Here is a 21,100-nt window from a genome sequence, read left to right as displayed (position 1 = left end):
AATTAATTTTCATTGCTAAAATCAGCACTTGCTAAACGCTTAAGCTGTCTGTAACGACGTTGTGCCTCTGCTTTATTTTTTTCAAATAATTCTTTTGCTTGCTCAGGATTTGATTTTTTCAAAGAATTATAACGAACTTCATTCATTAAAAAGCTTTCATATAAATCCCAATCAGGTTCTTTTGAAGAAATTGTTAAAGGATTTTTACCTTCAGCTTCTAAACGCGGATCATAAATATAAGTTGGCCAATATCCACATTTTGTAGCTAACTCTGCTTGATTTCCTGAATTTCCAAGTCCACCTTTAATACCATGAGCTATACAAGGAGAATAAGCAATAATCAAAGAAGGTCCATCATAAGCTTCTGCCGCCATTACAGCTTTTAACAATTGTGCATAATTTGCATTAGAATTTACTTGAGCCACAAAAATATAACCATAAGTCATAGCAATTTGACCAAGATCTTTTTTCTGTACTGGCTTACCTGCTGCAGCAAACTGTGCTACTGAACCCGTTCTTGAAGATTTTGAGCTCTGACCGCCTGTGTTAGAATACACTTCAGTATCAAGCACTAAAATATTTACATTCTCACCGCTTGCCAAAACATGATCAAGTCCACCATAACCTATATCATAAGCCCAGCCATCACCACCAAAAATCCAATGTGATTTTTTACTTAAATAGCTTTTAAGCTCTAAAATATCATTAACTGCTTTGATTTGCTTATTTTCTTCTAACAATGGAACTAATTTATCTCTTAATTCCAAAGAAACTTTAGAATCTTCTTTATTTGCAATCCACTCTTTATATAATGCAGAAAGTGCGTTAGGTACTTCTTGCATACTTTCATTCATTATGTGTTCTATTTTATGTCTTGTAGTTTCAGTTGCTATTTTCATACCAAGACCAAATTCAGCATTATCTTCAAATAAAGAATTGCCCCAAGCAGGTCCATGACCATTTTTATTGCTTTTTCTATATGGAGTTGAAGGAGCTGAGCCACCATAAATAGAACTACAACCCGTTGCATTAGCAACAATCATTCTTTCACCAAATAATCTAGTAATTAAAGTAATATAAGGAGTTTCTCCACACCCTGGACATGCTCCATGAAATTCAAATAAAGGTTGAGCAAATTGGATGCCTTTGGTATTTTCTCTATTTAAAATATTATCTTTATAACTTACTTTTTTGAATAAATAATCTGCATTTTCTTGCTCACCATGATCAAGCTCTTCACCTAGTGGTACCATCACTAAAGATTTTTCTTTGGTAGGACACTCATGCACACAAAGCTCACAACCTGTACAATCAAGCGGAGAAACTTGAATTTTGAAATTTAATTTTTGTTCTTTCACGCCTTTTGCATTTAAGCTGTGCTCTTTTACACCTGCTGGAGCATTGTTTAATTCTTCTTCATCAATCAAGAAAGGTCTGATAACTGCATGAGGGCATACTGAAGCACATTGATTACACTGAATACAATTAGTTTCTATCCATCTTGGCACCATAACACCAACGCCTCTTTTTTCATACTCAGTAGTACCATGCTCAAAACTACCATCTTCATAGCCCAAAAATGCCGAAACTGGTAAATCATCACCCTTAGCTGCATTCATAGGTTTTGCGATTTTTTCAACAAACTCAGTACCTTTATAAGCTATAGTTTCTTCTTTTGCTTCATTAGCTAAATTTACCCAAGAAGGATCAATATCAACTTTTACAAGTCCATCTGCACCTACATCAATAGCTTTATAATTCATTTCAACTATAGCATCACCTTTTTTACTATATGATTTATAAGCTAATTCTTTCATATATTTTTGCGCATCTTCAAAAGGAATGATATTAGCAAGTTTGAAAAATGCTGATTGCATAATCGTGTTTGTTCTACTACCTAGTCCTATCTCTCTAGCAAGTTTTGTAGCATTAATGATATAAAAATTAATTTCCTTTTGCGCTAAAACTCTTTTTACCGCATTTGGAATTTTTTCAATAGTTTCTTGCGCACTCCAAATACTATTTAAAAGGAAAGTTCCTCCTTTTCTAATACCTGCTAAAACATCATAAATTTCTAAATACGCAGCCACTGAGCATGCTACGAAATGTGGCGTAGAAACTAAATAAGTTGAAGTAATAGGTTTTTTAGAAAATCTTAAATGGCTTCTTGTGTAACCACCTGATTTTTTAGAATCATAAGCAAAATAAGCTTGCGCGTAAAAATCTGTTTTATCTCCTATAATTTTAATAGAGTTTTTATTTGCACCTACAGTGCCATCGGCACCAAGTCCATAAAATAAACACTCTATAGTACTTTCATCACCCAAAGAAATTTTCTCTCCCACAGGCAATGAGGTAAAGGTTACATCATCATTAATTCCTATGGTGAAACCATCTTTTGGATTTGCTTGATTTAGATTTTCAAAAACTGCTATTAGCTGAGCAGGATCCACATCTTTTGAAGAAAGTCCATATCTACCACCAACGATTAAAGGTGCTTTTTCTTTTCCATAATATGCACTTTTTAAATCCAAATAAAGTGGCTCGCCTAAACTTCCTGGCTCTTTAGTTCTATCTAAAACAGCAATTTTTTCAACACTTTGAGGCATTACATCAAATAAATATTTTAAACTAAATGGTCTATATAAATGAACTTTTAAAACCCCTACTTTTTCACCTTTGCTACTCAAATAATCTACAACTTCTTTTAAAGCTTCAGTCACTGAACCCATTGCTACAACAACACGCGTTGCATTTTTATCCCCATAATACACAAAAGGTCTGTATTCTCTTCCTGTAATTTTTGAAATTTCTTGCATATATTCATTAACAATATCAGGAACAGCTTCATAATATTTATTTGCCAACTCTCTTGTTTGAAAATAAATATCATCATTTTGAGCCGTACCTCTTGTTTTTGGATTTTCTGGATTTAGACAGGAATTTCTAAATTCCAATAAAGCCTTACGATCCAATAAGCGATCAAAATGTGCATAATCCATTACTTCAATTTTTTGGATTTCATGAGAGGTTCTAAAACCATCAAAAAAATGCATAAAAGGCACTCTACCTTTAATAGCTGCTAGGTGTGCAACACCTGCTAAATCCATACTTTCTTGCACAGAATGTGAACAAAGCATAGCAAAACCTGTTTGTCTTGCAGCATAAATATCTTGATGATCTCCAAAAATAGATAGCGCTTGAGATGCTAAAGCTCTAGCTGCCACATGAATTACTCCAGGTAAAAGTTGACCTGCAATTTTATACATATTTGGTATTTTTAACAAAAGTCCTTGAGAAGCGGTATAAGTCGTGGTTAAAGAACCCGCTTGTAAAGATCCATGAACTGTCCCTGCTGCACCTGCTTCACTTTGCATTTCTACAACTTTAACTGGCACTCCAAAAAGATTTTTTTTGCCTTGAGAAGCCCATATGTCAGTATAATCAGCCATAGGAGAGCTTGGAGTGATAGGATAAATTCCAGCAACCTCTGTAAATGCATAAGCAGCGTAAGCTGCTGCTTCATTACCATCCATCGTTTTCATTATTTTACTCATTTAATCTATCCTTATAATTAAATAATTACTTAAAGTCAATAACTACTTTATCTTTAATTGTCTTAAACAATAATAAAAATTTTTTATTATTTATAGGTATAGAGTTTAAATGGGAAATTATCGGATATTTCTTATATATTTTATGGCTTCATAGGTATTTTTAAAAAGCGGAATTTCAAATTTAGCTAAACTTTCTTTACTTTCATAACCACTACTTACAGCCACAGGAATAATATTGGCATTTTGAGCAGCTTTTATATCTAAATGAGTATCACCTACCATAAAAGCATTTTCTTTGTTTTTAGAAAGTTTCTTCAAAGCTAATAAAATAGGCTCAGCATCTGGCTTTGGACAAGTTACATCGTCTCTACCTATAATAACTTTAAAATGCTCTCCTATACCTAAATGATCAAGTAAAGGTTTAGAAAATTTAGAACTTTTAGTCGTAACAACAGCTAAATCAGCAAATAAACTAGCCTCATATACACTTTCTTTTGCAAAAGGAAGTAAAGAAGTTTGTTCTATATAGATTTTTTGATATACATTTCTATAAGCATTAATATATTCACTTGTTTTCTCTTTTGCCACACCAAGCTTTTCAAAAGCTACATCCAAAGGAAAACCTATCAAAGCCTTAATAGCTTCATGATCTCTTAAAGGCTCATTAAAAGCTTTAAAAGCAGCATCAAATCCATCTAAAATGGCACTTGTAGAATCTATCAAAGTGCCATCTAAATCAAATAAAATTGTCTTTTTTAGCAAAGTTTATTCTTTAATAAAAAATTTTGCTTCAACGCGTCTATTTTGCGCACGACCTTCTTTGGTATCATTGCTTGCTTTTGGCTTTTCAAAACCATAGCCTTTAGTTACAATTTTTTCTTTAGCAACACCTGTTTTTTCAAGTTCCTTCGCTACGGCATTAGCGCGCTCTAATGATAATTTTTGATTATAAGCCTTAGGACCTGTACTATCTGTATGGCCTTCTAAAATAGTATAGTATTGAGGATTTTCTTCTAAGATCTTACCTACTTCTTGAATTTTTTGAGCAAATTCTGGATTTATATTAGTCTGATCAAAACCAAAATGTCCCTCAAGTGCTATTGTTTTTTCACAACCTATATGATCAAGCAAAGCACCTTTTCTTGGTTCTGAACATGTTTTATCGATTTGTTTTACTTGTGGCTTTTCTTCAATTTGTTTTGTTTCAACATTAGGAGTTTTTGGAGCTTTATTGCCAAAATAAAAACTTAAACCAACACTAGAAATTAAATTATGTTCGCCATTGTTGAATTTAATTTGATCTCTTGCTTCAAGTCTTAAAGCTAAATCTTCTCCAAGCGCGAATTTAAAACCCGCACCATATTGAGCAAACATACCACTTTTATTTTCATAAGCCCCATGACTTAAATACTCATAACCTGTTCCTAATAATCCATATAAATACACATGATTAGCTAAATCAATTCCTTTAATAGCATTCACATAAAATCTCGAAACACTAGTATTTGTATGTGTATTATCATTTGGATTATTATATTTTGCATTATCATAATACTCTAAACCAAGTTCAGCTTGATCTATCCATAAATCATCATAGTGATAGCCAAATCTTAAGCCAACTCCACCATAATTTTTAAGATCTAAATTTCCTTCTGGTGTTGTATAGTTAAAGGTCGGGGTTATTTCTATTTTGCTAGCATCAAAAGCAAATAAAACACTAGCTAAACTAACTAAGCTTATAATTTTTTTCATAACAATCCTTATAAAATAAATTGAGCGATTATATAAAAAAGAAGATTAAAATAAAATAAGCCCCTTTGGGTAAGGGGCTTAAATTTACTACAAAAAGGAGGTTTCCCTGATCGGACCTTGGAATTATAAATATTTATTCTAAACAAAAAATCCTTTGATTTTAAATAAAATAAAAATATATGAAAAAAATATGATTTTTTTAAAAAAAATAGAGAAAATGGATCCAAAATGGATCCAAAAAATATTAGCGTTTAGAGAATTGTGGGCTTCTTCTTGCTTTTCTGCGACCGTATTTTTTACGCTCAACAGTTCTACTATCTCTAGTAAGAAGTCCTTTTGGTTTTAATAATGCTCTAAAATCTGCATCCATAGCAGCTAAAGCTCTTGAAATACCATGTCTTAAAGCTTCAGCTTGAGCACTGTAACCACCGCCTAAAGTTGTTGCTTTAATGTCCATAGAAGTTTCTTGTTTAGTTACTAATAAAGGCTGAACTACTTTTAATTTTATAGCTTCATGTCCGCCAAGCCAAGTATTTAAATCCATACCATTAACGATGATTTTACCACTACCAGCTTTTACCCAAACTTTAGCTACAGCGGTTTTTCTTTTACCTGTTGCGTATGTTGTTGCCATGATTATTTTCCTTTATTAGCAATTTGAGCAGTATGAGGATGTTCGCTACCTGCATAAATTTTTAATTTTTTAAGCATAGCTCTACCTAGGTTTGTTTTAGGTAGCATACCACGAACTGCTAATTTATATAATTTAACTGGATTTTTTTCTAATAAATCACCAAATTTTTCACTTTTTACGCTTCCAAAATACCCTGAATGTCTGTGATATAGTTTATCTTCTGCTTTATTTGCACCTGTGAAAACTGCTTTAGAAGCATTGATAATGATTACATAATCTCCACAGTCAACATTTGGAGTATAGCAAGGTTTATTTTTACCTCTTAAAATAGTCGCTACTTCTGTTAAAAGACGACCAAAACGCTTTCCTTCAGCGTCTAAAACGATCCATTCGCGTTTTACTTCGTTTGGCTTTGTTATCTTTGTCATCATCTTACCTTTGCCAAAAATTTTTTTAAAAATGAGATTATAATTATTTTAGCTTAATTAATACTTAATTTAAGAATATTTAAAGCTTAAATATTTTGATTAATTCTTGCAGATAAAAAGTAAAATAGCACTTTTTAAGTAAGTTCTTTATAAAATAACTTTCTATTATATTAAAAATAAGGTTTTATTTTGTTTTCTTTAAAATTTAAAGTTCAAGAATATAGAATTTGTAAGCATTGCTCAGAATTTAATCCTGATAAAGACGCTAAATTTTGTATATTTTGCGGAAAAGAATTATACCATGCTGCAAGACAAAAATTTGATTTTATTTATAGTAAAAATCCTGCTATCATGGTTGCTTTTTTAGCAAAAGTTGCCAAAGTAGATAATAAAATCATTACTCAAGATTTATCTAAATTTATATCTTCTTTGCTTGATAAGATAGAAATGTTTTATACTAAAGAGTATAGTGGCTTTAGAAATACTTATGCAAGTATTTTTGAGCATGAGAAAAGTCAAGGCAGAAGCATTAGTGAGCTTTGCTCTAACATACACATAAGCAAGAAAGAAGCAGATTTTCTTATATGTTTATTGCTTGATCTAATATATTATAATAAACAAATGAGTGCAAATGAAAACACCTTAATGGAAAATATCATCATAGGACTTGGATTAAACCTCATAAGCTTTAGGGAAATAAAAATAAGATATGAGCAAATTTATAATTTCACACATGAAAACACTCAGCAAAAACAAGAAAAACACCAAGATGAAATAAAAATCACCCTAGAACAAGCCTATGAAATTTTAAATTCTCATCCAAATGATGATTTTGAAAGTATAAAGAAAAATTATAGAAAACTAGCTAAAGAATACCACTATGATAATCTTCATTCTAAAGAGCTTCCACCTGAACTTTTAAAGATAGCTCAAGAGATGATGAAAAAGATCAACCTAGCCTATGAAATCATAAAACAAGCAAGGGGTGAATGATGCTTATTTGCAAACATTGCAATATGAAAAATTTAGATGTAGCTAAATTTTGTAAAGGATGTGGAAGTAATGAACTATACGATCCACAAGCAAAAGAAAAACTAGAAAAAGAAAGACAAAGACAAGAAGAATTAAAAAGATTAGAAGAAGAAAGAAAGAAGAAAATCGAAGAAGAGATAAAAATAGCCCAAGAAGAAAGAGAAAAGAAACTCAAATAAAGAAAAGAATTCATCATAAAACACAAAAGTAAAATCATAGCTAGTGTGATGATTTTGATTTTGATAGCCTTAGCAAGTGTGTATCAGTATTTTTACGGTGGAAAATACAGCCGAATTTACACAAGCGAACTTGAAAGTAAATGCCACAGCGATGAAGCAAGTTGTAAAATACTCCAAGCTATCTACAAAGAAAAATGTGACAAGGGAGATAGTAAAGCTTGCTTTGCTAATATATTTATGAATGGTGATTTAATAAGAGTTAAAATCGATGGAAAATGGAGTTTTTTAGATAAAAACGGTGAAGTTGCGATTGAAAAATTTGATTATGCCCAGAGATTTAGTGAAGGCTTGGCTAGTGTTAAGCTAAATGGAAAATATGGATTTATAGATAAAAATGGAGAATTTGTTATAAAACCTAAATTTGATAATGCTTGGGATTTTAGCGATGGTTTGGCAGCTATTGAATTAAATGAGAAATATGGATTTATAGATAAAAATGGAGAATTTGTTATAAAACCTAAATTTGATAATGCTTGGAGTTTTAGTGAAAGTTTATTAATTGAACTAGATAAAAAATATGGTCTCGTAAATAAAAATGGAAAAGTTATAGTTGAACCCAAATTTGATCATATTTATGGTTTTAGTGAAGGTTTAGCAATTGTAGAATTAAATGGAAAATATGGATTTATTAATCAAAATGGAAAAGTTATAGTTGAACCCAAATTTAATGATGTTAAAGAATTTAGTGAAGGCTTGGCTAGTGTTAAACTAAATGGAAAATATGGATTTATAAATAAAAATGGAGAATTTGTTATAAAACCTAAATTTGATGGTACTTGGAATTTTAGCGAAGGTTTGGCAATTATCGAATTAAATGGAAAGTATGGATTTATTAATCAAAATGGAAAAGTTATAATAAAACCAGAACTTGATAATACTTCATATTTTAATGATGGTTTGGCAATTATCGAATTAAATGGAAAGTATAAAATTATAAATAAAAGTGGAGAAATTGTAGCGGAGCCTAAAATTGATTTTGATAGTATTTGGGAATTTAAAGAGGGTTTGGCAAGAATTGAAATAAATAGAAAATGGGGCTTTATAGACAAAAGTGGGAAAATTGTAATAAAACCTAAATTTGATAGTGCTTGGAGTTTTAACAAAGGTTTGGCAAGAATTGAAATAAATAGAAAATACGGTTTTATAAATAAAAGTGGAAAAGTTGTAATAAAACCTATATTTGATGATATAGATTATTATTAAACCTCCGCTATCTCCACTTTATCTTTTAAAACATATACCAAAAAAGCCTTAGTAGAAGTCTTGGCTAAGATTTTTTCTATGGCTTCTTTGTAAAGCAAAACTTGCTTTTTATGCTCGTTTAAATTTAAACCCGTTTTATAGTCTATAATGATAGCTTCATTATCATCAAATGCAAGCATATCAAGCTGTTTTTGCTCACCTTTATAAGTGATGATTTGCTCTTTTAGTAGCTTTTTACCCGCTAAAAGCGCGTTAAAGCTCTCATCTTTTAAAAGCATAGTAAGTCTTTTAAAAAGCTCATTAAAACCTTCATCATCTAAGTAAAAACGATATTTTTTATACACCATTTGCTTGCAAAATTCAAAATTACTTTTAGTATTAAAGTCAAAATATTGCAAAAACTCATGCAAAGCCAAACCAAAATGTATTTGCGTGCTTGAAAGATGACTTTTTACTTTGACTTCTTGCAAATTTACCTTTTGAAATTCTTCAAAGTTTTCTATTTGTTCTAAATTTTCTAAAGGCTCTTTTGTTTTTGAAAGCTGTTCTTCTATTATGCCTATTTGTTTTTCCTCATAGCCTTGAAAATAGCTCTTAAAGGTTTTAAAACTCTCATCATTTTTTATAATAAAAAGAGAGTTTTTAGCTCTAGTAAGCGCCACATATAGACAATTTATCTCATCTTCTGCTTGAAGTTTTTCTTTTTTAGCTAAAAAGGTATTGTAATTTTGATCTTCAAGATGTTTTCTAGCACTGTGTCGGTATTTTACTTCCCAACCTTGCTCTAAATCATACTCAAACATTAAAGTTTCATTATCCGGAGCTTTTTTACTAAGTCTATCAAGTACGATTAAATTTTCAAATTCAAGCCCCTTAGACTTATGCACGGTCATAATACTTACTCCATCATCTTGAGCTTGTAAAGACTTCAACTCGCATGGAGCAAATAAAAAATCAAAAAAATTATCAAAAGTACTTGCATACTCTAAATATGCGATGAGATTAACATCGCTTAAATCAAGCTTTAAAACATGTACTAAGTATTTTAAAATCTCACCTACACTGCGGTTTAAATCAAGCGTTATAAACTCAAGCTCTTTTTCTAAAATACTACTTGCAAAGTACAAACTAAACTCATCTTTAAGCACACAAGCCTTTGCATACTCAAAAAGCACTCTTACGCTAATACAATCCATCAAAGCTACATTGCTTTGCGTATAGGCTTTAATGTCATTTTCTTCAAGAAATTCTTTCATTAAAGTAGCGTCTTTGTTAATCCATACCAAAATGCAAATTTCACTGAGCTTTACGCCTTTTTCTAAAAGCTTTTGGATGATCTTTAAAACTTCTTTGCCACTTGCTTCATGCAAAGAACTTTTTGGTAGGATATGATTTTGCAAAACTTCCACATATCCACCTTCTTTAATGCTTTTTTGCAAAGTAAAGCTAGGATTTAAAAAGCTATCAAAAAATTTATCTTTAAAGACTTCATTTACATAATCAACAATGATCTTTTTACTACGATAATTAGTATCTAAATGCTCTAATTTAATTTGTGGAAAATCTTTTAAAAGCTTATCAAAAAGCTCTTTTTTACCCCCTCTAAAACCATATATGCTTTGCTTTTTATCCCCCACATAAAAAAAGCTTCTATTTTTTTTCACTCCCTCGCCTGAAACAAGCTCAGCAATGATGGGTTTTAAAATTTGATACTGCAAAACATTAGTATCTTGAAATTCATCGATTAATAAATGCGAAATATAACCATCAAGTCTAAAATAAATCAAATCTTTATTAGTTTCATCGCTAATTAACTCATAAGTTTTTAAAGCTATATCTGAAAAAGTCAATGCATTTTGCTTAGCATTGTTTTCATTTCTTGCTTCTTTAAAATGCTTCAAAAGCTTTGCAAGCATACTAATGCGATAATTTTCCATTTGAGTAAAATACTCTTTTGCGCTTTGTAAAAACTCTGCTCTTTTTTGTAAAAATTCACTATCGATGACTTTTACAAAATACTTTTTATCTAAATCACAAATAATAGGTTTAGTAAAGAAATCTTCTATGTTTTCAAATTCAAAATTTTTTTGATAGTTTTTATCTGTACTTAAATTTCTTGCATAAGTTATAAACTCACTTAAGCTTTTTTCCAAAAAAGTTTTATTTGGAAAATGTGCATTTTGTATAGAATTTATCTCACAAGATCTTTCATACAAGCTTTCAAGATTTTGCAAAAAATCACTTTTACTTTTTGTTTGGACAATGTAATAAGCTAAAGCTCTTAATTCTTCTTCGTCTAATTTAGAAATGAAATTTTTATAACTATCTTGACTTTCTATAATGTCAAAATCACTCATAAGACCTAAATTTAAAGCAAAAGAGCGAATGATTTGTGAAAAAAAGCTGTCAAAAGTGTAGATATTAAGCTTAGATCTTAAAAACTCATCTTTGTATTTTTCTCTTAAAGCTATAAGCTCATTTTTGCTTTTGCCTAGCATTTTCATAAGCTCATTACATTCTGCTTTATTCTCTCCATTTTCAAGCACATCAAATTCTAAAAAGGTTTTAAAAACTCTTTCTTTCATTTCACTTGTAGCTTTATTAGTAAAAGTAAGGGCTAAAATTTCATTAATCTTAGCTCCCATTAAAACCAAAGCTACAAAACGCACACTTAATGCAAAAGTTTTTCCACTTCCTGCGCTAGCTTCCAAAGCTAAAAAAGGCTCAAAATGATAACTCAAAGCTTAAACTCCTTTTTATAAAGCATGGTATAAGGGCTGTAAGTATTGTCGTTTTTTTGATTAAAAAATTCTTTTTCCAAAGGTTCTTTAGCAAGCTCATTAAGCAAATCTTTAAGTTCTTGTACGCTCTTACTTTTAGCATTTTCATGTATGATTTTGATATTTTTAAGATCATAAAAACAAGCTTTTGTATTTAATAGGGTATTTTGATTTTCTAATAAAAACTTATAAAAAGCAAGTTGATAAGACTTTTCATCTGCCTTACCACTTTTATAATCTATAATCAATCTTTCATTGCCATTATTATCTACTCTATCTAAAAAGCCTATGGCGTGAATTTTCACTCCATTTTCTGCAATAAATTCTTTTCTTGGTGGATTAAATTCACATTTTTCTACCACATAACCTTGCTTAAAATGCTCATTTTCAAGTGTTTGGAATTCTTTAAATATAGTTTGTATTAAAGCTAAATTTAGCGCATCAACTCGGTATTGCTTAATGCTTTTTATCACTTGCATAAAAACTTCATAATCAAAATGATTTTTAGATTTTTGTGTATAATAAAGCTCTAAAGCCTTATGAATAAAACTCCCCAACTCATTTGCTCTAAGTGTATCGTCTAAAGTCTTTGGCTCTTTTAATCTTAAAACATATTTATAATAATAATCCAAACCATAATGCACAAGAAGATGAAATCTTGAAAAAGAAAGATCGTTTTGAAAATAATCGTGCTTTGCTTTAATACTTACAATAGGCTCAAGATTAAAAGTACATGGATAAGTTTGAAAATATTTCACATAAGCATTATTACTATAAGTCTTGTCTTCATAAAATGGAAGTTCAAGTTCGTTTAAAAATCTTGATTTGATTTTTTCTTCATTTTCCACATAAGAAATTCCAACTAATTTTGCCTTGGCTATTAAAGTATAATAATAATGTCTTTGTAAATTTTCTCTTTGAGCATGAGTGATAAGTCCTGCTTTTTTGCGAATTTCATTGTTTAAAAATAACTCGCTTGAAACTCTTTTTGGGATAAACTCATCATTAAAATCGACTATAATCACCCCGTCATATCTAAGTCCCCTACTTTCTAAAAGCCCCATTACAGTAACTTCACCACCACCAACACTGCTTAATTTTATACCATCAATTTGCATGAAAAATAATTCTAAAATTTGCACAAAGCTTAACTCGTGTGTTTTTACAAGCTCTTTGATAAAAATAAGCTCTTGATGTATATAATTTTTTAATTCCTCATCACTATCTTCTAGCAAATTAAAAATAAAATTCTCAAAAAAATCAAAAGAAATATTTTCATCAAAAAACTTTTTAAACTCTGTAAAATCAACACTAGAAGAAAAAAAATGTAAATTACACAAATGTTTGTTTAAATTACACCTTTCATAAAATTCTTCATTTTCTTCATACTCAAACTCATCATTTTTAGCACTTTCATACAAAGACTTTAATCTGTGATAAAAAAGTGTATTTTTAATACTTTCTCCACTTGCATAATTTAAAACATTGCTTTTATCATAAAGTCTTAAAATATCTACAAAATTCTCATCAGGTGTAATCACTACAATATCTTTTGCGCTTATACCGGATTTTAAAAAAGAATTAATTTTTTCAAAAACAAAAGCAGCTTGTAAAGATCTTAAATGAAAACTTTTATAACTAATTTTACTTTCTTTAAAAAAGCACTCTTCTTTTAAAATTGTTTTTTGATTTAAATCAAACAAATAAGCATAATTTGCCTTAAGAGAAAGTCCTTGTAAAAAGCTAAGAGTATTTAAAAAATCTTTATTAAATTTAGTGCAATTAAACTGCACTTTAAGAGGAAGTATTTCCTTAACTTTTAACAAAAGCTCTACTTCAAAGGCATTTAAAAAACCTTGAAAATCAACAATAATCTCATCATAATTTTTTAAAAAATCACTATTAATTTCATAATCTAGCGGCAAAGAAATATCATCATATAGATTTTGCTCTTTTAACAAGGTAAGATAATTTTTAAAAAGTTCTTCTAAAATTTGCAAATGTTCATCATACTGAACGTAAGCATCATGAAATTTTAATGAGTTGATATCTTTTTTTTCTAAACTAAGCTCTTTAAAGAAACTAAATAAATAAGCATTATTTTTTAAGAAAGCAAAAAAATTACTCGGTATTTTTAAGCTTTGCTCTAAATTTTTAGTTTGCTCACAAGCCTTTTTCATCAAAAGTAAACACTCATAGTGTGTTGCTTGAAAATGCGGAGAAAAAACTAACTTTTGTATAAATTCGGCTATACTCATAGCCGGTTCTACTAAACTATCAACCTGTAGTTTTTTCTCATAATACTTTCTTAAAGCTCTTAGTGAGCTAAATACAAAAAGCTTCATTATTTAGTCTGCAAAAAGAATTTAAAAAATCCTACACTATTTTCATCTTGAGTGATTTTTAAAAGTATTTGCCAAACACCTTTTTCTTTGATATTAAAATCAAACACCAAATCACTTCCTTCTAATCTTACTTGCAAATTCTCATCATTTGCATTTGTATGTGGACGCGAAAGTAAAGTTTGGATTTGAAGCTTACTCAAGTCATAATCTTTTAAATTTTCAATTGCAATCCTAAGCTCATTTTGCCCTTCATTGATATAATAAACTTGATTTTTCTTATGCATAAAGCTTTCTTTGTCTTTAATGCTTAGCTTAAAATTTTCATCAAAAGTCTTTTGTCTGTTTTGAATTTCATTATAATTTAACTCTACATTTTGATAAGAATCAAAATAAAAATTATCTTCATACACAGGAGCCTTGCTTGCAATAAAAATCGTAACAATACAAGCTATAACAATAAGCCCCAAAGAAATCAAAATACCATAAGGCCAAAATGTTTTCTTATTTTCCATTTTTATTTTCTCCTTTTGATTTTTCTTTGAACTAGCATTAAAATTGCAACACATAAAAATCCATAGATTAAAATTCTCATGATATTTAAAGTATCACGATTTGAATTTCCATAAAAAGGTTTTATATTAAAATAATTTGCTACTTGATCGGCTATATCTGCATAACCATTTAAAATAGCTGCATTATAAATATCTTTTTGTTTAGGATTTGCAAGTATAGGTAAAATTGTTCCTTTTTCAGGATAAGGACTCAAAACACCTTCTTTATCAAAAAAAGCCAAAGCATCATCGCTTGCGAGTATATCTACCTTATGTGAAGCTTTAGAAAATACAAGTAAAATATATGGCTTACTTAAATTAGCTTCATAATTTTTTAAACTTTCAAAATCTTTTTTATCACTTAATGCTAAAGCGATATTTACTCCAGTTAATTCATAAATTTGTCTAGAACTTGTAGTGATATTTTGTTCTATCGCAGTGTTTAAGATATTATCATTTAATAATATTTCAGCATGTAAAAAATTAGCAAAACAAATAAAAATGGCGGCTAAAAAACCGCCTTTAAATATATTTTTCATCCTATAAAAAGATGATTTGCAGTTAAAACCGACCAAGCAGTGATTCCAGCCGCTACAACTAAACCGGCTATGATTAAATACTCAAGAACTTTTGCCATAATCATTCCTTTATAATGATATGTTCTTCTCTTTTAGAGTCAAACATTTTAATTTGTTCTGCATTTTCTATTTTATAAGGTTTTTGCATAACATCTTGTTGTGTTTTTAGACCCAAAATAGTTAATCCTGCTAAAATCGATAATAATAAAATAGTTGCTATTAACATTCCGCTAACGCCTGAAAGTGAAAATACACATCTGTTTGAATTTTCCATTATTCGCCCCTTGAAAGAGAAATCACATATTCGCCAACTGCTTCTTTTTGAAGCTCATTTAACAAGCCATTGTTAAAATGAGGCATTACACCTATACTACCTGCTTTACCACGATTTAAAACATCTACTACAAATTCTGCACTACCATATTTTGTTAAATCTGGAGCCACTAATTGACCATCAATAGTTCCTTTTCCATCTTCACCATGGCATACTGTACAAGTGATAAATAATTCTTTTCCTTTTACTACAAGTTGAGGATTTTCAGTTTTTTTAATTGCTGAAATTTCAGAAGCAACATAAGCAGCAATTGCAGGAATATCAGCTTCATCTATACCATTATCTGCTGCACTTAACATCTCACCCATAGGATAATTTAAGCCCTTAGAACCTTTAGTAATTACTTCTATAAGTCCCTCTTCTGAACCCCAAACATTAAGATTTTGAGCTTTTCCATTGATACCATCGCCTGTAATACCATGACAAGAAGAGCATTGAACTAAAAAGATATTTTTACCCATTTCTTGCTTATCTTCATTGCTTAAATTTGCAAATTTTTGTGCAAATTTCTCATTATGCGCTTGCACTTCTTTATTATATTGACCAATTTGAGAATAACTATTTAAAGGATACCCCCAAAGAAAATACCATATACACCATACTATAGCTAAGAAAAATACCACAGCCCAGCCAAGTGGTATAGGATTTTTATATTCACCTATACCATCCCAACTATGTTCACTTAGCTCACCCTGACTTTTTTCTTCTTTCATACTTTTAAACAATTTTCCTACCACAACAAGCGTAATCAATATGATAAGAATTGCTCCAATAAAAGATAATAAATTAACATTATCTTGTAAGTTCAACCATTGCATTAAGCACTCCTTTTATTTTGCTCTAAAACACGATCACCAATTTCATCATGTAATGCTAAATCAGCATATTTTTCATAGTTTCTTCTACCTGTTTTTTCAGATCTATACAAATGAAACCAATAAGAATACAAAACTACCACTAAGAATACTACAAGGGCAAAAAAGCCATAAGCTTGCAACTCTCTTATTAGTTCTAAATCCATAATTTTTCCTATTTCAAACTATTAAGATACGCAATCAAAGCGACAATTTCTCTAATTTCACCTCTAGCAAACGCATCTTTAACATCTTGATTTTTCATTTGATCTACTATAACTTGGGCTTCTGCTTTAACTTCTGCTTGAGCTTCTTCCCAAGTACCAAGTTTTGTACCATTTTCAACATCATAAGGAACATTGAAAACTTTTTTTACAGTTAGTGCTTCTGCATAAGCTGTTTCTATATTTGCATTATTGCTAAACATATGTTTGTAAGCTGGCATAATAGAACCAGGAACAACTGAAACTGGATCCCACATGTGATTTTCATGCCAATCTGTAGTTCTAAAATTACCTATACGCAATAAATCAGGTCCAGTTCTTTTTGAACCCCATAAAAATGGTCTATCATAAGCATATTCACCGCTAACTGAATACATACCATAACGATCTGTTTCTGATTTAAAAGGACGAATAAGTTGTGAATGACATGCATTGCAACTTTCTTTAATATAAGCATGGCGTCCTGCAAGTTGTAAAACCGTATAAGGCTTTTTACCTTCAATTGGTCTTGCATTTTGAGCAAAATCAGGTAAAACTTCCACAATACCTGCATATGCGATCACTATAAATACTGCCACAGCAAAAAAGAATGGATTTTTTTCTAACCAACTAAACATATTTTTCTCCTTATGCTGCCATAGGTGAAGCACTTTTTGGCTCTTTATCAAGCACTCTACCCACTGAAATTGATTTATAAATATTATAAACAAACATGAAAAATCCTACTAAGTACAACAAGCCACCTACAGCTCTAATCCAATAATAAGGAATAATAGCTTCAACAGTATCAATGAAAGTATAAAGTAAGTTACCATACTCATCTGTAGCTCTCCACATCATACCTTGAGTAATACCTGCTATCCACATAGAACTAAAGTACAATACTATACCTGTAGTTTGGATCCAAAATTGAGCTTCCATTAGCGATTTACTATATAATTCTCTTTTAAACATTCTAGGCACCATGTGATAAAGCGCAGCCATAGTCATAAAGCCAACCCAACCTAAAGTACCATCATGAACATGTCCTGGAATCCAATCTGTAAAGTGTGCTAATGCATTAACTGATTTAATAGAAAGAATAGGACCTTCCAAAGTTGAGAACATATAGAAAGTTGAAGCTAAAATCATAAATTTGATTAATGGGCTTTCTCTTAATTGACTCCACTCACCTTTCATAGTAAGTAAGATATTAATTGCTGAACCCCAAGAAGGTAAAATAAGAACGATTGAAAAAACTGAACCCATAGTTTGCATCCAATCAGGCACTGTAGAATAAATCAAGTGGTGTCCACCTGCCCATAAATAAACAAACATTAAGCCCCAAAATGCAAATAAAGATAATTTGTATGAGAAAATTGGTTGTCCACTTTCTTTTGGTAGAAAATAATAAATTTGAGCGATGATACCAACAGTGAATACAAATGCAACTGCATTGTGTCCATACCACCATTGAACTAATGCATCGTTTGTCCCTGCATACATAGAAACACTATGCCACCAATCACCCATTCCACTCACAAAATAAGTAGGCACAGCCATATTGTTAAATAAATAAAGCATTGCTATACCTAGGAAAGTAGCTATATAATACCAAAGTGAAACATATAAAGTTTTTTCACGGCGAATTCCAATAAGCCCAAAAATACTTACACCCCATAAAACCCAAACTAAAACTACCAATATATCAAGTGGCCATTCAAGCTCTGCGTATTCCTTTGAAGTGCTAACACCTGCAAACAAAGTAATAACAGCTATAATCATAGTGATCATGTAAAGCCAAAAATGCAATTTACCAATGAACATTAAAAAGCTTGATTCTGCCATACTAACTTTTAGCACACGCTGACCAATATAATACCAAGTAGCCCAAATTCCTGAGAGCATAAAACCAAAAATTACACCTGAAGTGTGCAATGGTCTAAGTCTTGAAAAAGTACCATACTCACCGGCTAAATAATTTAAATCCGGATAAGCCATCTGAAAGGCAATAAGCGTTCCAATAGCCATACCAATAACACCAAACAATAAGGTAGCAAACATAAAATATTTAGCAACCGTATAGTCATAGTTTAATGCATTTCCTGGGTGCATTTCCTCTCCTTAAGTTTTTTTCTGCAATTATGCGATCTTTATATTATACGATACTTAATATCTTTTTTAGCTTAAACTATGTCTAATTATTTATTATTTATTAATAAATTATCGCGTAAAAACAAAGCCTATATAAGAAAAATACACACCATAACAAAAAATTAAAATATAGGAAATTAAACTAGCTATTTTTTGAAATTTTTCATTTAATGTTTTAGAAAAATACGCAAGAAATATCAATGCTGGTAAAGTTGAAAAACCAAAAACAAGCATAATTAAAGCCGATAAATACACACTTTGCACACTCATTCCAAAGGCTATATAAAAATACACTAAACCACAAGGCACAAAGCCATTTAAAAATCCTAAAAAAAGAGTACTCTTGAAAGATTTTTGTTGAATCAATTTAGAGATGTTTTTTTTAATTACGCATTCAAAAAATAAAGAATTTTCAAAAAAACTTAGAAATTTTCCTTTAAAAATCAAAGCAAGTGCTAATGCTATCATAAAAATTCCAATTATAAAAAACATTATGCCTTTTGAAAATTCACTAAATGAAAGCAAGCTTCCAAAAACTCCAAAAAATATACCCAAGCAAACATAAGCAAAAATTCGAGATAGATGATATGAGAAAATTAAAAGAAAAAAAGGGAGTTTAATTTGCTTTGAAAGCTGAGTATAAGCTAAAACAAAACCTCCACACATTCCATAACAATGCCCAAAACTAGAAAGAAAAGCTATACTTGCTAAAGCAATAAAATCTAAACTCACAAAAGCTCTAAAAATTCTTTAAAAATATACTTGCTCTCATGTGGCCCTGAAGAACTTTCTGGGTGATGTTGCACCGATATAATAGGATAATTTTTATATCTCACACCCTCTACATTATTACCAAACAAATTTCTATGAGTAATAGTTGCAACCTCTGCTATTTCTTCAGGAATATTATAATTATGATTTTGTGCTGTAATTTCTACTGTGTTATTAGTAAGGTTAATAACAGGATGATTTGCTCCATGTTGGCCGAATTTCATTTTATAAGTTTCATAACCAAAAGCATTACTTAAAAGTTGATGTCCCAAACAAATACCAAGCATAGGAATTTTAGCTTCTGCTAGTTTTTTAATCTCTGCGATTTCATCTTTTAAAATTTTTGGCTCACCTGGTCCATTGGATAAAAATACCCCATGAATTTTACCTTTTTGATATAAATCAATCAAATCTTTTGCCTTGGTATTATAAGGAAAAACTTCCACCTCAAGTCCAACACTTACAAGCTCATTTAAAATATTTTCTTTTACACCATAATCAATCACAGCTACTTTTTTACCATTTGCTTTTACATTCTCATAAGCTTTGTTGCTATGATCCCAAGCACCTTTACTATGTTTATAAGAGCTTTTAGTGCTAACCTGTGCTACATAATTTACCTCATCAATTTTAGCACTAGAAAGAAGCATTTTTTTAAGCTCTTCTTTGTCCTTAATTTCAGTAGATATTACCGCTCTCAAATTTCCTTGATCTCTGATCATTTTAACTAAAAATCTAGTATCAATTTCACAAAGCCCTATTTTTTCATGCTTTTTCAAATAAGCACTTAAAGAATCATTGGCTCTAAAATTAGAATAATCTTCATTTAATTCTCTTATAATCATTCCGCTAGCAAATACATTTTTACTTTCATTATCTTCATCATTAATACCAACTATACCAATTTCTGGCATTGAAAATACTACAAACTGACCTGCATATGATGGATCAGAAATAATTTCTTGATAGCCTGTTAAAGAAGTATTAAAAACAAGCTCTCCAAAAAAAGTTCCACTTTGTCCAAAAGCCTTTGCGCTTAAAAAAACATCATTCTCTATATAAATATATGCTTTCATAAAAGTCCTTTTTTTCTAAGCTCTTCTTGATATAGCTTTTCAAATACCAATTCATATTCTTCAGAACCTGGAATAAGTTTTCTTTTATAATTTGAAATTTTTTCATAGACTAAATCTTCTAAATTTTCATACTCTTTTAAATAAGACATAATACTTGAAAAAATGAGATTTTTCACGCGATTTTCTGATACATTATAATTTATTAAATCTTCTTCCACTAAATTTTCTAAAATTTTATGAGAAAGATTATTGTATCTATCTTCACTATCAAGCATAAATTTAAACTCATTTGCTAGTTTTTTCTTAATCATCCAAAACATACTTTTTCTATCTATTTGCATAAACTCAATTTCATCTTCTTGGCTTTCTAAAATTTCTTTTGCTTTTTCATCAAGTTTACGCTCATTTAAAACATCTATTTCTATAATTTCTTTTGCTGTTTTTAAAAGTTTTTGACTATCATCTTTAATTTTAACAAAAGAAGAATGCATTAAATCAAGTATTATTTTATTTGCTATATAAGGTATATGAGCTGGTTTGATACGCATTTATTCACCTTTTTATTTTTATTTTGAAATAATACTAAAAAAAAGGTAAAAACTGCTTAAA

20 protein-coding genes are annotated in these 21,100 nt (G+C 30.0%); 3 read left to right on the top strand and 17 right to left on the bottom strand.

Translation table 11 applies throughout. From position 1 onward, the window contains the following. Positions 1 to 2: 2 nt before the first annotated feature. The 5 genes from nifJ to rplM all read right to left on the bottom strand — a co-directional run bounded on the left by nifJ (position 3) and on the right by rplM (position 6,371). Positions 3 to 3,557 (bottom strand): pyruvate:ferredoxin (flavodoxin) oxidoreductase, encoded by a 3,555-nt coding sequence (gene nifJ / locus L8U37_RS03385; protein ID WP_133319384.1) that lies wholly within the window; start codon positions 3,555 to 3,557, stop codon positions 3 to 5. A 117-nt stretch (positions 3,558 to 3,674) separates the two neighbouring features. Continuing rightward, positions 3,675 to 4,319: an HAD family hydrolase gene (locus tag L8U37_RS03380; RefSeq protein ID WP_263659498.1), complete on the bottom strand. Its 645-nt coding sequence runs from the start codon at positions 4,317 to 4,319 to the stop codon at positions 3,675 to 3,677. A gap of 3 nt (positions 4,320 to 4,322) precedes the next feature. Beyond that, positions 4,323 to 5,309, bottom strand: coding sequence for an OmpA family protein (locus tag L8U37_RS03375; protein WP_263661062.1), 987 nt, complete (start codon positions 5,307 to 5,309; stop codon positions 4,323 to 4,325). 244 nt (positions 5,310 to 5,553) lie between these two features. Beyond that, positions 5,554 to 5,943 carry a 30S ribosomal protein S9 gene (gene rpsI / locus L8U37_RS03370; protein ID WP_039617655.1) on the bottom strand — a complete coding sequence of 130 codons (390 nt, stop codon included), beginning with the start codon at positions 5,941 to 5,943 and terminating at the stop codon, positions 5,554 to 5,556. A 2-nt stretch (positions 5,944 to 5,945) separates the two neighbouring features. Next, entirely contained in the window at positions 5,946 to 6,371 is a 426-nt protein-coding gene (rplM, locus tag L8U37_RS03365; protein WP_039617653.1) for a 50S ribosomal protein L13, read from the bottom strand. 189 nt (positions 6,372 to 6,560) lie between these two features. On the opposite strand from rplM, the gene L8U37_RS03360 reads away from it, so the two are divergent. The 3 genes from L8U37_RS03360 to L8U37_RS03350 are packed head-to-tail and all read left to right on the top strand — an operon-like array spanning position 6,561 to position 8,845. Next, entirely contained in the window at positions 6,561 to 7,364 is an 804-nt protein-coding gene (locus tag L8U37_RS03360) for a DnaJ domain-containing protein (RefSeq protein WP_263728593.1), read from the top strand. Further along, entirely contained in the window at positions 7,361 to 7,582 is a 222-nt protein-coding gene (locus tag L8U37_RS03355; protein ID WP_263728591.1) for a hypothetical protein, read from the top strand. Before L8U37_RS03360 ends, L8U37_RS03355 begins: the two co-directional genes overlap by 4 nt. Positions 7,583 to 7,630: 48 nt before the next feature. After that, a complete protein-coding gene (locus L8U37_RS03350) occupies positions 7,631 to 8,845 on the top strand; it encodes a WG repeat-containing protein (RefSeq protein WP_263728590.1) in 1,215 nt (404 codons plus the stop codon). On the opposite strand, the gene L8U37_RS03345 is transcribed toward L8U37_RS03350, so the two are convergent. The 12 genes from L8U37_RS03345 to L8U37_RS03285 form a co-directional block, all read right to left on the bottom strand. Then, positions 8,842 to 11,586, bottom strand: a complete 2,745-nt coding sequence (locus L8U37_RS03345) for a RecB-like helicase (RefSeq protein WP_263728589.1) — start codon at positions 11,584 to 11,586, stop codon at positions 8,842 to 8,844. The genes L8U37_RS03350 and L8U37_RS03345 overlap by 4 nt on opposite strands. Continuing rightward, positions 11,583 to 13,970 carry a PD-(D/E)XK nuclease family protein gene (locus tag L8U37_RS03340; RefSeq protein WP_263728587.1) on the bottom strand — a complete coding sequence of 796 codons (2,388 nt, stop codon included), beginning with the start codon at positions 13,968 to 13,970 and terminating at the stop codon, positions 11,583 to 11,585. The genes L8U37_RS03345 and L8U37_RS03340 overlap by 4 nt, the downstream gene beginning before the upstream one ends. After that, a complete protein-coding gene (locus L8U37_RS03335; RefSeq protein WP_263666262.1) occupies positions 13,970 to 14,482 on the bottom strand; it encodes a FixH family protein in 513 nt (170 codons plus the stop codon). The genes L8U37_RS03340 and L8U37_RS03335 overlap by 1 nt, the downstream gene beginning before the upstream one ends. Before the next feature lie 2 nt (positions 14,483 to 14,484). Then, positions 14,485 to 15,060, bottom strand: coding sequence for a hypothetical protein (locus L8U37_RS03330; RefSeq protein ID WP_261529512.1), 576 nt, complete (start codon positions 15,058 to 15,060; stop codon positions 14,485 to 14,487). Positions 15,061 to 15,160: 100 nt separating this feature from the next. Continuing rightward, positions 15,161 to 15,373 (bottom strand): DUF4006 family protein, encoded by a 213-nt coding sequence (locus L8U37_RS03320; RefSeq protein ID WP_133319393.1) that lies wholly within the window; start codon positions 15,371 to 15,373, stop codon positions 15,161 to 15,163. After that, a complete protein-coding gene (gene ccoP, locus L8U37_RS03315) occupies positions 15,373 to 16,251 on the bottom strand; it encodes a cytochrome-c oxidase, cbb3-type subunit III (protein ID WP_263728586.1) in 879 nt (292 codons plus the stop codon). Before ccoP ends, L8U37_RS03320 begins: the two co-directional genes overlap by 1 nt. Beyond that, positions 16,251 to 16,454 carry a cytochrome c oxidase, cbb3-type, CcoQ subunit gene (locus L8U37_RS03310; RefSeq protein WP_133319395.1) on the bottom strand — a complete coding sequence of 68 codons (204 nt, stop codon included), beginning with the start codon at positions 16,452 to 16,454 and terminating at the stop codon, positions 16,251 to 16,253. Before L8U37_RS03310 ends, ccoP begins: the two co-directional genes overlap by 1 nt. An 8-nt stretch (positions 16,455 to 16,462) precedes the next feature. Next, positions 16,463 to 17,128 carry a cytochrome-c oxidase, cbb3-type subunit II gene (gene ccoO / locus L8U37_RS03305; protein WP_133319396.1) on the bottom strand — a complete coding sequence of 222 codons (666 nt, stop codon included), beginning with the start codon at positions 17,126 to 17,128 and terminating at the stop codon, positions 16,463 to 16,465. A 10-nt stretch (positions 17,129 to 17,138) separates the two neighbouring features. Beyond that, positions 17,139 to 18,605, bottom strand: a complete 1,467-nt coding sequence (ccoN, locus tag L8U37_RS03300; RefSeq protein ID WP_039617631.1) for a cytochrome-c oxidase, cbb3-type subunit I — start codon at positions 18,603 to 18,605, stop codon at positions 17,139 to 17,141. A gap of 108 nt (positions 18,606 to 18,713) precedes the next feature. Next, positions 18,714 to 19,376, bottom strand: coding sequence for a sulfite exporter TauE/SafE family protein (locus L8U37_RS03295; protein WP_263728585.1), 663 nt, complete (start codon positions 19,374 to 19,376; stop codon positions 18,714 to 18,716). After that, entirely contained in the window at positions 19,373 to 20,491 is a 1,119-nt protein-coding gene (gene carA / locus L8U37_RS03290; protein WP_263728584.1) for a glutamine-hydrolyzing carbamoyl-phosphate synthase small subunit, read from the bottom strand. Before carA ends, L8U37_RS03295 begins: the two co-directional genes overlap by 4 nt. Beyond that, complete coding sequence (locus tag L8U37_RS03285) at positions 20,488 to 21,039, bottom strand: DUF507 family protein (protein WP_133319399.1); 552 nt, start codon at positions 21,037 to 21,039, stop codon at positions 20,488 to 20,490. The genes carA and L8U37_RS03285 overlap by 4 nt, the downstream gene beginning before the upstream one ends. Positions 21,040 to 21,100 lie beyond the last annotated feature (61 nt).

Source organism: Campylobacter sp. RKI_CA19_01122, assembly GCF_025771325.1.
GTDB lineage: Bacteria > Campylobacterota > Campylobacteria > Campylobacterales > Campylobacteraceae > Campylobacter_D > Campylobacter_D lari_D.
This window is presented reverse-complemented; position numbering and strand designations above follow the sequence as displayed.